Origin of the sequence: Aneurinibacillus migulanus (assembly GCF_001274715.1) — a bacterium.
Lineage (GTDB): Bacteria > Bacillota > Bacilli > Aneurinibacillales > Aneurinibacillaceae > Aneurinibacillus > Aneurinibacillus migulanus.
This window is the reverse complement of the sequence record NZ_LGUG01000009.1, coordinates 48,005-60,465: the sequence shown is the minus strand read 5'-3', so window position 1 is coordinate 60,465 and position 12,461 is coordinate 48,005. Positions and strand designations below refer to the sequence as shown.

At 43.9% G+C, this 12,461-nt stretch carries 12 protein-coding genes and 7 tRNA genes; 17 read left to right on the top strand and 2 right to left on the bottom strand.

What is annotated here, in order from left to right; translation table 11 throughout:
• Nucleotides 1-175 precede the first annotated feature (175 nt).
• The 15 genes from AF333_RS27505 (at nucleotide 176) to AF333_RS27435 (ending at nucleotide 9,942) form a co-directional block, all read left to right on the top strand.
• Nucleotides 176-248, top strand: a tRNA-Ile gene (locus AF333_RS27505).
• 90 nt (nucleotides 249-338) lie between these two features.
• Nucleotides 339-415: transfer RNA gene (locus AF333_RS27500), tRNA-Glu, on the top strand.
• A gap of 63 nt (nucleotides 416-478) precedes the next feature.
• Nucleotides 479-551 (top strand) — tRNA-Val (locus tag AF333_RS27495).
• A 116-nt stretch (nucleotides 552-667) separates the two neighbouring features.
• Nucleotides 668-740: transfer RNA gene (locus AF333_RS27490), tRNA-Thr, on the top strand.
• Nucleotides 741-803: 63 nt separating this feature from the next.
• Nucleotides 804-879: transfer RNA gene (locus AF333_RS27485), tRNA-Gly, on the top strand.
• A gap of 61 nt (nucleotides 880-940) precedes the next feature.
• A tRNA-Pro gene (locus AF333_RS27480) sits at nucleotides 941-1,014 on the top strand.
• A gap of 12 nt (nucleotides 1,015-1,026) precedes the next feature.
• Nucleotides 1,027-1,100, top strand: a tRNA-Ile gene (locus tag AF333_RS27475).
• A gap of 275 nt (nucleotides 1,101-1,375) precedes the next feature.
• Nucleotides 1,376-2,497, top strand: a complete 1,122-nt coding sequence (gene hppD, locus AF333_RS27470) for a 4-hydroxyphenylpyruvate dioxygenase (RefSeq protein ID WP_043066209.1) — start codon at nucleotides 1,376-1,378, stop codon at nucleotides 2,495-2,497.
• Entirely contained in the window at nucleotides 2,497-3,444 is a 948-nt protein-coding gene (locus tag AF333_RS27465; protein ID WP_043066210.1) for a fumarylacetoacetate hydrolase family protein, read from the top strand. Before hppD ends, AF333_RS27465 begins: the two co-directional genes overlap by 1 nt.
• Nucleotides 3,445-3,464: 20 nt before the next feature.
• The gene (gene hisC, locus AF333_RS27460) at nucleotides 3,465-4,571 is read left to right on the top strand and encodes a histidinol-phosphate transaminase (protein WP_043066211.1); all 1,107 of its coding nucleotides are present in this window, start codon (nucleotides 3,465-3,467) and stop codon (nucleotides 4,569-4,571) included.
• A gap of 14 nt (nucleotides 4,572-4,585) precedes the next feature.
• On the top strand, nucleotides 4,586-5,746 hold the full coding sequence (locus tag AF333_RS27455) for a homogentisate 1,2-dioxygenase (protein ID WP_043066212.1): 1,161 nt from the start codon (nucleotides 4,586-4,588) through the stop codon (nucleotides 5,744-5,746).
• A gap of 14 nt (nucleotides 5,747-5,760) precedes the next feature.
• Nucleotides 5,761-6,384: a flavin reductase family protein gene (locus AF333_RS27450; RefSeq protein ID WP_043066213.1), complete on the top strand. Its 624-nt coding sequence runs from the start codon at nucleotides 5,761-5,763 to the stop codon at nucleotides 6,382-6,384.
• Between the two features lie 25 nt (nucleotides 6,385-6,409).
• Nucleotides 6,410-7,852 carry an amino acid permease gene (locus AF333_RS27445; protein ID WP_043066214.1) on the top strand — a complete coding sequence of 481 codons (1,443 nt, stop codon included), beginning with the start codon at nucleotides 6,410-6,412 and terminating at the stop codon, nucleotides 7,850-7,852.
• Nucleotides 7,852-9,609 (top strand): aromatic amino acid hydroxylase, encoded by a 1,758-nt coding sequence (locus tag AF333_RS27440; RefSeq protein WP_235356649.1) that lies wholly within the window; start codon nucleotides 7,852-7,854, stop codon nucleotides 9,607-9,609. Before AF333_RS27445 ends, AF333_RS27440 begins: the two co-directional genes overlap by 1 nt.
• A 30-nt stretch (nucleotides 9,610-9,639) precedes the next feature.
• Nucleotides 9,640-9,942, top strand: coding sequence for a 4a-hydroxytetrahydrobiopterin dehydratase (locus AF333_RS27435; RefSeq protein WP_043066216.1), 303 nt, complete (start codon nucleotides 9,640-9,642; stop codon nucleotides 9,940-9,942).
• A gap of 468 nt (nucleotides 9,943-10,410) precedes the next feature.
• Here the strand turns inward: AF333_RS27435 and AF333_RS27430 are convergent, their stop codons facing one another.
• Nucleotides 10,411-10,719, bottom strand: coding sequence for a MerR family transcriptional regulator (locus tag AF333_RS27430; protein WP_043066217.1), 309 nt, complete (start codon nucleotides 10,717-10,719; stop codon nucleotides 10,411-10,413).
• 189 nt (nucleotides 10,720-10,908) lie between these two features.
• On the opposite strand from AF333_RS27430, the gene AF333_RS27425 reads away from it, so the two are divergent.
• Both AF333_RS27425 and AF333_RS27420 read left to right on the top strand, forming a co-directional pair.
• Nucleotides 10,909-11,751 (top strand): SPFH domain-containing protein, encoded by an 843-nt coding sequence (locus AF333_RS27425; protein WP_043066218.1) that lies wholly within the window; start codon nucleotides 10,909-10,911, stop codon nucleotides 11,749-11,751.
• A 3-nt stretch (nucleotides 11,752-11,754) separates the two neighbouring features.
• Nucleotides 11,755-11,937: a hypothetical protein gene (locus tag AF333_RS27420; RefSeq protein ID WP_043066219.1), complete on the top strand. Its 183-nt coding sequence runs from the start codon at nucleotides 11,755-11,757 to the stop codon at nucleotides 11,935-11,937.
• A 44-nt stretch (nucleotides 11,938-11,981) separates the two neighbouring features.
• On the opposite strand, the gene AF333_RS27415 is transcribed toward AF333_RS27420, so the two are convergent.
• Nucleotides 11,982-12,368: a kinase-associated lipoprotein B gene (locus AF333_RS27415; RefSeq protein ID WP_043066220.1), complete on the bottom strand. Its 387-nt coding sequence runs from the start codon at nucleotides 12,366-12,368 to the stop codon at nucleotides 11,982-11,984.
• Nucleotides 12,369-12,461 lie beyond the last annotated feature (93 nt).

Below are 12,461 nucleotides of genomic sequence, written 5' to 3'. Positions count from 1 at the left end.
GATAGGTTCGGGGTGGAAGCGTGGCAACACGCGGAGCTGACGAATACTAATCGGTCGAGGGCTTAACCAAACACATGTGCATGTTCTTCTGATTCAGTTTTCAGGGTGCAGCCCTTTTTTATCTTTAAAAATGCAAGCTTTTTGGTTTCTCCTATATAACTAAATATTTATAGGAGGGCCCTTAGCTCAGTTGGTAGAGCGGTCGGCTCATAACCGATTGGTCGTAGGTTCGAGTCCTGCAGGGCCCATCATTTTCATCCAATACATATTCAATTGAGTATAAAAATGCTTGCCAACTTATTATGAAAATAATAAAATAAATTTTGTTAATAAAATCTGGCCCGTTGGAGAAGTGGCTTAACTCACATGCCTTTCACGCATGCATTCAGGGGTTCGAATCCCCTACGGGTCACCATTTCATCTTCAACATTTGTCACGCCCTGTGGCGTTGAAGATACTCGCATATCCTGTGCGTCGTGGAGGATTAGCTCAGCTGGGAGAGCATCTGCCTTACAAGCAGAGGGTCGGCGGTTCGATCCCGTCATCCTCCATATCTTACATTTATTAATGTAGGTATGCTTTTATTTTGAACGCATTTTTACCGGCTGCTAAGTGGCTTCTATGTAAGGATAAATCAGCGTAAAAAATAAAACGCAACAATTCATATGCCGGTGTAGCTCAATTGGCAGAGCACCTGACTTGTAATCAGGGGGTTGAGGGTTCAATTCCTTTCGCCGGCATCTTCTTTTATTAAGATGCGGAGATAGTATTATCTGGTTTTTCTTAACGGTATCGAATACATTGCGGACATAGCTCAGTTGGTAGAGCACGACCTTGCCAAGGTCGGGGTCGCGAGTTCGAGTCTCGTTGTCCGCTCCATTTTCTATTTAGATGACATGTACCCGAGAGGGTGCTTTGTTTTTTGTTTTAGCATGTTTCCCGGGAAGTGGCTCAGCTTGGTAGAGCGCCTCGTTCGGGACGAGGAGGTCGCAGGTTCAAATCCTGTCTTCCCGATTATGAAAATTTGGGCCTATAGCTCAGTTGGTTAGAGCGCACGCCTGATAAGCGTGAGGTCGGCTGTTCGAGTCAGCCTAGGCCCACTTTATACTGAAAAATGACATACATATTCATGAAATGAACAAACACTCTCTTCATTGAAGAAGAGTGTTTTTTGTTTTGTCCCTAAACATCTTTTTCACCTCAAATAATTACTATTTACACTGTGTTTAACTTTAAAGTAGCACAGTATACACGCGTTAGTGTAAGCGTTTGCAAAGATAAAAGAAACGATATATGATTTTAATTAATCAAATAAGTGTAAATAGAATAAACATTTATAACAAACTAATATTACAAATAAATAGGAGGTAATCGTATGTCTAAAGAGTTGTCCGATGTTAAAAAATTAGCCAAAGAGGAAATCTTCCCCGTACAGGATATTCATCATGTAGAAATTTATACAGGAAATGCAAAACAAGCAGCATATTATTACTGTCGTGCTTTTGGTTTCAATGTAAAAGCATATCGTGGTCTAGAAACGGGATGTAGAGACCGCGTATCATATGTTGTTGAACAAGGAACGATCCGCTTCGTATTAACCGGTGCACTGGAAGATACCAATGAAGTTGCTGATTTTATTAAACTTCATGGCGAAGGAGCAAAAGATATCGCTTTGAGAGTGGAGAATGTGGAGGATGCGTACAAAGGAGCGATTGAACGCGGAGCCATTGCTATTCGCGAGCCATGGACAGAAAGTGATGAGAATGGATTGGTAAAAAAAGCGGTGATTGGTACATATGGAGATACCATCCACACGCTCATCGAAACAGCAGACTATAACGGTATTTTCTTACCAGGTTACCAACCTGCCGAATTCGATATTCCTTCTACTTTTACAGGCCTTGTAGGACTCGACCATATTGTAGGTAATGTAGAACGTATGGATGAGTGGACATCGTACTACGAAAAAGTATTCGGCTTCAGCGTACTGAAACAATTCGACGATGAAGACATTTCTACAGAATACTCGGCATTAATGTCCAAAGTAATGACAAATGGAACAGGACGTATTAAATTCCCGATTAATGAACCGGCCGAAGGAAAACGTAAATCTCAAATTCAAGAATATCTTGATTTCTATAAAGGCCCAGGGGTACAGCATCTAGCGCTTCTGACAAACGATATTATTTCAACTGTAAAAGCTCTTAAAGAAAATGGTGTAGAATTCCTCTACACACCAGATACGTACTATGAAGAATTGTCAAACCGTGTAGGTGAAATTGACGAGGATATTAAGAGGCTGCAGGAACTAAATATTCTTGTTGACCGCGATGATGAAGGATATCTCCTCCAAATTTTCACTAAACCGATTGTTGATCGCCCGACGCTGTTCATTGAAATTATCCAACGCAAAGGTGCGCTTGGCTTTGGAGACGGGAACTTTAAAGCACTGTTTGAATCCATTGAACGTGAACAGGAACGCAGAGGCAACATCTAATGAAACTTGTCAGTTATTATACATCAGACTATAAAAGAATAAGAGCAGGATGGATTCATAATAGCAGCGTTTATGATTTGGAGGAAACGTACCTTCACTTGGCAGAAACGAGAGGGGAAGACATCTCCTCTCCTGTTTCCTTGCTTGATTATTTGAACCTACCCCAATTAAGAAAGAATTGGCTAATCGATCTGGATAAGACAACAGAGATAACTCTCCCTACTGTGGGAAAAGAACAAGAAATTAAATTTGCAGCTCCAATACCTCGCCCGGCTAGCTTCCGGGATTTTTATGCCTTTGAGGAGCACGTTAAAACAGCACGGAAAAAACGAGGGTTGGACATGATTCCAGAATGGTACGATTTCCCTGTTTTTTATTTTTCTAATGTGTCAGCCATTAAAGGCCCAGATGAACCAGTAGAAAAACCAGAGTATACAGAATGGCTGGACTATGAGTTAGAAGTAGCCTGTGTTATTGGTAAGGAAGGTCGTAATATTAAGCGGGGAGAAGCATCGGAATATATCGAGGGTTTCATGGTTCTCAATGACTGGAGTGCAAGAGATATACAGCGCCAAGAAGTAAAGGTAGGCTTGGGTCCGGCGAAAGGCAAAGACTTCGCTACTTCGATGGGGCCGTACCTTGTAACAAAGGATGAATTGGAAGAACGACGCAGTGGCGAGCATTATGATTTGGAAATGAAAGCTTCAGTAAATGGGGTCTTGCTATCCCAAGGCAATATGAAATCTTTGTACTTCTCCTTCGCTCAGATGATTGAACGTGCTTCAGAAGCATGTACCTTATATCCAGGAGATATCATCGGTTCAGGAACGGTGGGTACAGGTTGCATTCTTGAGCTTGGTACGGAGGCGCATCGCTGGCTGCAAAAAGGCGATGTTGTAGAACTGTCGATCGAGAAGCTGGGCGTGCTCCGTAATGAAATTATCTAAAGCAGGACGGAGGATTGAATATGTCTGTAGCAAGACATCAAAAGATTATAGCAAGAAAACAATTGGAAACTGTAGGCGTCTATAAGCCTGGTAAACCGATTGAGGAAGTGAAGAGAGAACTGGGGCTAAGCCGCATCGTTAAACTAGCCTCCAATGAAAATCCACTCGGCTATTCGCCCCGTGCAAGAGAAGCGATGTTGCGTGAGATGGATGCTATCACTTTCTATCCTGAAGGCACTGCACCTATGCTTGCGCACAGGCTGGCGGAAAAGCTTCAGGTGAATCCGAACCAGATTATTGTCGGTAATGGCTCCGATGAAATTCTTCATCTTCTAACACGCAGCTATATTCGTGAAAGCGATGAAGCGATTATGGCTGATATCACATTTCCGCGTTATGAAACCAATGTGAAAATAGAAGGTGGCGTACCCAGACTTGTCCCGCTTATCGATGGTATACATGATTTAAACGGCATGCTGGCTGCGATTAATGAAAAAACACGTATGATTTTCGTATGCAATCCGAACAATCCGACAGGGACCATCGTAGGCAAAGCTCATTTGCAATCGTTTATTCAGCAAGTACCGGACCATATCATCCTTGTTATTGATGAAGCGTATTTTGAATACGTAACGGATAACGATTATCTTGACTGTGCCTCCATCGTCGCTTCTTATCCGAATGTAATCGTGCTGCGAACCTTCTCTAAGATTTATGGACTGGCTGCGTTACGGATTGGCTACGGTGTTATGCATCCAGCCTTTGTTCAGGAGCTTATGAAGGTAAAAGAGCCTTTCAATACGAATCGGATGGCGCAAGCTGCTGCGCTCGCCTCTATAGACGATGAGAATTTTGTGGAAGAGTGTAAAGCACAGAATGATGAAGGGCGTAGATACATAGAACAGGAAACCGCAAAGCTCGGGCTTGGCTACTTCCCGTCACAGGGAAACTTCGTGATGATAAAGCTTCCTTGTTCCGGTGAAGAGGTCTTTCAGGCACTTCTGCGCAAAGGTATAATTGTTCGGCCTGGAGAAGCACTTGGGCTTGCCAGAACGATTCGAGTTTCGGTGGGTACTTTCGAAGAGAATGAATTATTTATTCAAACATTACGTGAAGTCATGCCATAAAAGGAGGAGTCTGAATGCCACATTACGTAAAAATGGGCAACATCCCACATAAACGTCATACACAATTCCGGAAGCCAGACGGTGGACTGTATTATGAGCAACTAATGGGAACAAAAGGATTCTCTGGAATCCAATCGCTCATCTATCATATTAATCCGCCTACCCAGGTAACAAAAGCGACAAAAATCAAAGACATTCATCTGGAATTTGAAGATAAGGATGCACTTGCGCATCGCCATTTCCGTACATGGAATACAGAGGCAGGCGGAGATTTTTATGAAGCACGCAAGATTATGCTGGCCAATGAGGATCTTGCAATCGGGGTCGCGCGACCAAATAAACAAATGTCGTACTACTATCGCAATGGAGAAGGGGATGAAATGCTATACGTCCATGAGGGAAAAGGCAAAATCGAAAGCATTTTCGGTGAGCTCTCCTTCTATCCAGGTGATTACATTATTATCCCGATCGGAACCACATATCGAGTCGTTCTTGAAACGGAAGAAGCGCGGTTTCTAGTAGTGGAATCGAACTCCGCGATTGTTCCGCCGAAAAGGTACCGCAATGAGCATGGTCAACTTCTTGAACATTCCCCATACTGTGAGCGCGACTTTAGAACGCCAGAGAAGATTGAAGCTAAAGATGAGAAGGGCGAGTTCGAGGTGCGTGTGCGTGCCCAAGGAATGCTGACATCGTATATGTTCGATTTTCACCCGCTTGATGCGGTCGGTTGGGATGGGTATCTTTATCCATACGCATTTAGTATCCACGATTTTGAACCGATTACGGGCCGCGTCCATCAGCCGCCGCCGGTTCATCAAACGTTTGAAGCATGGAATTATGTTGTCTGCTCGTTCGTTCCGCGCCTGTACGATTACCATCCAGAAGCTATTCCTGCCCCGTATGTACACAGCAATGTAGAAAGCGATGAGGTGTTATATTATGCGGATGGAGACTTCATGAGCCGCCGTGGTATTGAGGAAGGGTCCATTACTTTGCACCCGAGCGGCTTACCGCACGGTCCACATCCGGGCAAGATGGAAGAGAGCATCGGCAAAAAAGAAACGAAAGAGCTAGCGGTTATGATCGATACATTCCGTCCGCTCCGTGTGGTAAAGCAAGCGCACGACTATGAAGATAAAAACTACATGTACAGCTGGTTACCGCAAAAATAAAGGAGGGGCTTTTTATGAACGTTGAGCCAAGTACGTTGCCTTGGAATGAGGCGTATAAATTGATGATCGGTTCTATTTTACCACGCCCGATTGCCTTTGTTTCGACGATAAACGAAGCAGGTCAGGCTAATCTTGCACCGTTTAGCTTTTTTACGGCGATTTCTGCAGATCCGATGCTGGTTTGCTTTTCACCTATGCTCCGAGGCACAGATGGTGCGCGTAAAGACACCTTGAACAACATTGAGGCAACACGCGAATTCGTTATAAATATTGTCAGTGAGAAAATCGTCAAACAAATGAATGATTGTGCCATCGAATATCCGCCTGACGTAGATGAATTCGATGCTGTCGGTCTCACTAGGCAAAGCAGTCAAATCGTAAAGCCGCCCCGTGTAGCGGAAAGCGATGTGCATTTGGAGTGCGTACTTCATGATGTACTGCACTTTGGCGACAAGCCAGGTGGAGGCAGTCTCGTAATCGGGCAGGTTGTTAACATTTATGTTAAAGATGAATTGTATTTTGACGGTAAAATCGATACCGTGAAGCTGCAACCGGTTGGGCGTATGGCAGGCCAGGTCTACACAAGGGCGATGGCGGATACGTTTGTTTTAGAAAGAAAGAAGCAACCGACTAAATAACAAAATCGCCGCAAGGAGAGACAGAATGGACTTATTTCGCAAAAAATCCATTAAAGATTTTACTGCCAAGAAAGAAGGCTCATTGAAAAAAGCGCTTGGTGCTGTCGATTTAACGATGTTAGGCATTGGTTGCATTGTTGGAACAGGAATTTTCGTGCTGACGGGGGTAGCTGCGGCGGAACATGCCGGACCTGCCCTTGTTCTCTCCTTTATTGTCTCAGGTCTTGCCTGCGTATTTGCTGCGTTATGCTATTCGGAATTCGCCTCTAGTATGCCGATGACTGGCAGCGCTTACACGTATAGCTATGCTACATTTGGTGAATTCATGGCATGGATTCTGGGCTGGGCAATGATATTGGAATATGGATTGGCAGCTTCAGCAGTTGCCAGCGGGTGGTCCGGATATTTTCAGGGACTTATTGCGGGCTTTGGCATCGAACTTCCGACCGCGATAACGAGTGCCTATGATGCGGGAAAAGGAACCTATATCGATATCCCAGCTATCACTATCGTGTTGTTGATTACGTTTTTGCTTACACGAGGAATTCGTGAATCGGCACGTGTAAACAACATTATGGTCGTCGTAAAAGTAGCTGTCGTTTTACTGTTCATTGCCGTTGGTGCCTGGTACGTAAAACCTGAAAACTGGACACCGTTTATGCCATTCGGATTCTCCGGGGTGGCTGCCGGTGCAGCGAGCGTATTTTTCGCCTATCTCGGATTCGATGCAGTAGCTTCGGCGGCAGAAGAAGTAAAAAATCCGCAACGTAATATGCCGATTGGCATTATTTCTTCACTTGCTGTCTGTACGATTCTATATATTATTGTTTCTCTTATTCTTACGGGAATTGTACCGTTTACTGAACTGAATGTGAAAAACCCGGTGGCGTTTGCTTTGAACTACATCCAGCAGGACTGGGTTGCAGGTTTTATTTCCATCGGGGCAATTACGGGAATTACGACAGTCCTGCTTGTACTATTATATGCACAAACACGGCTTTTTTTCGCCATGAGTCGGGATGGGCTACTTCCTAAGACGATGGCAAGAGTCAATCCTGTAACCAAAACACCCGTAGCGAATACATGGATGACAGGCTTGTTGGCCGCTTTATTCGGCGGATTGATTCCGCTGCATAAGCTGGCCGAACTGGTGAATATTGGGACGCTATTCGCTTATATAGTCGTATCTATAGGCGTGCTTGTTTTGCGTAGAACGCAGCCGGATTTGCCACGTGCATTTAGAGTGCCTTTTGTGCCGTTCATTCCTATTCTCGCTGTCCTGTTTTGTGGGTATTTAATTGCGAATCTGCCAGCTATAACATGGTTTGGATTTTTTGTATGGTTGGGACTTGGCATCGTAGTATATTTTTCATATGGTTATAAAAACAGTGTGTTGGGCAAGGGAAAGCACACACATTCGGACGAAAATGAACAAGAAGGATATAAAGCGAAAGAGGAGGCTTTATGATGAACATTCCTTCTCATCTGCGTGAATTTATCGTAGATCAGGAATATGAGAAATACACGCCGATTAATCAGGCTGTTTGGCGCTATGTTATGCGTCAGAATCGTGCATTTCTTGGAGAGAGGGCACATGCTGCCTACATTGATGGTCTTCGTTCTACAGGAATCGACGTAGAGTCAATTCCGCGTATTGAGGCTATGAACGAATGCTTGTCCAAGTATGGCTGGGGAGCCGTGACGATCGATGGCTTTCTTTCTTCCGCGGCATTTATGGATTTTCAAGCACACGGTATTTTGCCGATTGCTACAGATATTCGTACACATGAGCATATTGCCTATACTCCGGCGCCTGATATTTTGCATGAGGCGGCAGGACACGCACCGATATTGAAGGATAAGAAGTATGCTTCCTTTGTGAAGCTTATCGGCGCATTGGGCGCAAAAGCTATGTCGACGAAAGAGGACTATGATTTATATGAAGCGATTCGCTATCTATCAATGTTAAAAGAAGATCCTATGGCTACGCCTAAGCAAGTTACTGAAGCAGAAGAGCGGCTGAGAGAGGCGCAAGAAGCGATTATAGAAGTCTCGGAAATCCAGTTGGTATCCAGGTTGTATTGGTGGACGGTCGAATACGGTCTTATTGGAACGATAGACAATCCGCAGATTTATGGAGCGGGCTTGCTATCCTCCGTAGGGGAAAGTAAGCGTTGCCTAAAACCGGATGTGAAGAAGCTTCCGTTCTCGCTCGATGCCTGTATCGAAACAGGCTATGATATTACGGATTACCAGCCACAACTATTTGTATGCCGCGATTTTGATGAGCTTATCTACGCGGTGAAAGAATTGGAAAAGCGTCTTGCCTGCTCCAGAGGTGGTACGGAAAGCCTGATGAAAGCGCTCAAATCGGAAAACATTTCAACTGCTGTCTATACATCTGGTTTGCAGGTTACCGGTGTGATTACTGGTCTGGAGTATGATGATAATGACGAAGCAATATATATGCAATTAACAGGACCCGCGGCATTGGCAACGGACAATAAAGAACTTCCTGGACATGGCAAAGATTATCATAAGGACGGCTTTGGTTCACCAATCGGATACTTGAAAGGAAGCACTATACCTTTGGAGGAATGGTCAGATGAGCAGGTATCCGTTTATGGTATTGTGGATGGTTCAAAGACGGAACTGGAATTCGAGTCTGGTATCCATGTTGCAGGTACAGTTAAATACGTACAGCGCCATCAAGGCAAAATTATTCTAATAGGGTTCCAGAACTGTACCGTTAAAACGTCTGACGGGAAAACGTTGTTTAAGCCGGAATGGGGCACTTATGATATGGCGGTTGGCGCCCGAATTTCCTCTGTATTTTCCGGAGCCGCGGATCGGGAAAAATTCTCGGCACATACCGATAAAAAATCCTTGCTAACCAAAGCATCTCCACAGTGGAATGAACGTGAGCAAAAGCTGCACGAGATGTATCAAAAAGTACGTGCTATCCGTGAAAGCGATACGAACATCGAAAGAACAGAACGGGAGCTTGTAACGATTGTAGAAGCGCTGGATATAGAGTATCCGGAGGATTGGTTGCTTCGCCTGGAAATTCTTGAGATTACTACACAAAGAAATATAATGTCGGATATAAAGAGTCGTTTGCATATGCAATTGAAGCGGTTGGCAGAGCAGCCGGAAAACAAAGAACTAATCGAGAACGGCCTCATGTTGCTTAGTGCCTCCGATTCGACAGAGCAGCCTGTCTAGTTCTCTACTATAAGAAAGCAGGTGAAATGGGTGAAGTTAACGGAATTACAAATTCAAGAGAGTATAGCTGAGCTCTCCGGTTGGAAACGTAAAGATGAGAAGTGGATTGAGAAAAAATACCGATTCAAGGAATTCCTTGATGGGATAGAGTTCGTCAATCAAGTCGCCCATTTGTCGGAGCGCCTGGTACATCATCCGATGATTGCGATTGACTATAAGCTAGTCACGCTGCGCTTGACTACTTGGAGTGCAGGCGGACTGACAGAGCTCGATATTCAATCTGCCAGGGAAATGGATGAGATTTATAAGAGGCAACAGGCACCTTTAATTTAATGCGGTAAAGCGTTTATCCGGATCTAATGGGCAGTAAGAGTCTGATAAGTGTAATTAACCATTGGCGGAGATAAAGAAAGTCCATGTTATATGGAAGTTTTACTTTATTGCCAGGAGCGAAAAAGTAGAATCAAAAAAGGGCCGCAGCGTTGGAGAGTAAGCGCTGCGGCAATTAGAGGGGAGTTTATTAAGAGAGAGATACACCTGAATGTGATGGTGATATCTTGATTATAATAGACTCTTCTTTTTTGTGTTTGTATGCGGTACATTTTCTAACAAGGTTTTTTATATAAATAAGAAAAGTGTTAGAAAAGGTGCCGATAAAGCCATATTCCCGGCCTATGCGTTTGATGAAGATGTGGCAAAGTATCACGACGAAACAAAGGAACGTAGAAAAAAATTAGTTGAATGAAGATATTGGTTCCAAAAAAGAACCCCTCAGTTCCTCAAATGGGAACGGGGGGTTTGTTATTTATTACGTTGTGGAAATGCTGCGTTAAGCTGCCCACGAAGCATTCGTTCACGCAGTTCTTTATCTTGTCGCATTGCCTTTTGCTCCATGCGGCGTATTTCTGAGGTTTGCAGACCATCTTCCATATGATTGGCGATTTGTACGAGCCGTTCTACGTCTGCAAAGGAGAATTTGCGCGTGCCGCCACGTGTTCGTTCGGGCATGATAAGCTTTCTCTCTTCATAATAGCGAATTTGTCTCTCCGATAAGCCAGTTAGCTCGCTGACGATGCCGATCGTAATTACTTTCCGATCCTTGTAAGACAATCTGACTTCTCCTTTCCTCCTGGCTTGTTTTTGTTTAAATATATCATATTTTATTTATATTCTTTACTATGTTTGTTAGGTAATCTCACATGTAAAAAATTTAAACTTTTTGTTTTACAAATAAATACAAAAATGATATCATAATAATATCAATATGATATCTAACTACTTCGTAAAGGAGAGAGCATCATGACAGAGAAACAAGCGTGGGCCGTTAATGGTTTTTTAGGAATGTTATTGCTTGTAGTACTGTTTGTCACTGGCGTCTATTTCCTCATTCTCGCTCAAAATCCGTTGTTAGGCGTGCTATGTATCGTACTTGCTGCGATTGGCGCGAGTGGAATTTTTACTGTGCAGCCGAATCAAGCAGCGGTATTAATCTTTTTTGGTCACTATCTTGGTACGGTTCGGAAGAGTGGGCTATGGCTCGGCATTCCATTTGCAATGCGCCGTAAAATTTCCTTAAAAGTACGCAACTTTAATAGTAAAAAATTAAAGGTGAATGATGTAGAAGGAAATCCAATCGAAATTGCGGCAGTTATCGTATTTAAAGTCATCGATTCCGCAAAGGCAACGTTTGATGTAGATAATTACGAACAGTTCGTAGAAATTCAGAGCGAGACAGCATTACGCTATGTTGCCAGCCGTTATCCGTATGATAACTTCAAGGAAGAGGGCTATTCTCTACGTGGCAATACGGATGAGATTGCGGCAGAACTGGCGCAGGAGCTCCAATCTCGCTTATCAGTAGCAGGTGTGGAAGTGATTGAAGCACGTCTTACGCATCTAGCGTATGCGACCGAGATTGCTAGTGCTATGCTGCAGCGTCAGCAAGCTTCTGCAATCGTCTCTGCCAGACAGCGTATCGTAGAAGGTGCGGTGGGTATGGTACAGATGGCAATTGAAGAATTTCAACGTGAAGGCTTCGAATTGGATGAGGAACGACAAGCGGCCATGATTAATAACTTGATGGTAGCTATTGTATCTGAACGTTCCGCCCAGCCTGTCATCAACTCGGGGTCGCTGTATTAGCCCATGTCACAGAAAAAGAAGTTTCTTCTCCGTATCGATCCGAAGCTGTATGAAACGTTGGAAGGCTGGGCGGCTGATGAGTTTCGGAGTGTAAATACACATATTGAATTCCTGTTGCGGGAAGCGGCACGCAAGACGGGGCGATTGCCTTCGCGCACTCAGGAGAAGAAAGAAGAGACAGATTGATACAGGAAAACGGAGCCGGTGGTAGCCGACTCCGTTCTTTGTGTTTAGAAGTATTCGCTACGTAAGGTCTCCAATTCACGCAGAGAACGTTTGGCCCATTCAGATGAATCATTCTGCAGCTTTGCGATTTCTTCTTCAAGCGCTTTGCGTAGAGAGCTTTCATATTCCGGCACGTCTCCATCATAAGGATGTACCATTGCGATCGGCACAGACGCCTTCTCTTGATAAGAAAGTGCACGCCGTTGGTGGAATAGTGGAACGTTGCTTTGACCAGGATGATGTAAATCACCTTGCTCCGGGTGCTTGCGTACTGCGAGTATTTTGACTACGGCTACGCGCGGCAGATATAATTCCACTAACTCTCCGATATATTCGCCCGATTTGTAAGTAGCAGTTACCAAATCGCCTGGATTCAATGATATGTTAGTCATTGAAATCTCCTTTCTTTTTCTTCAGGATAACATATTTCCATTTTTTTTATGTAATAACAATAATGTATTAATCTTTATCATTGTATATAAATA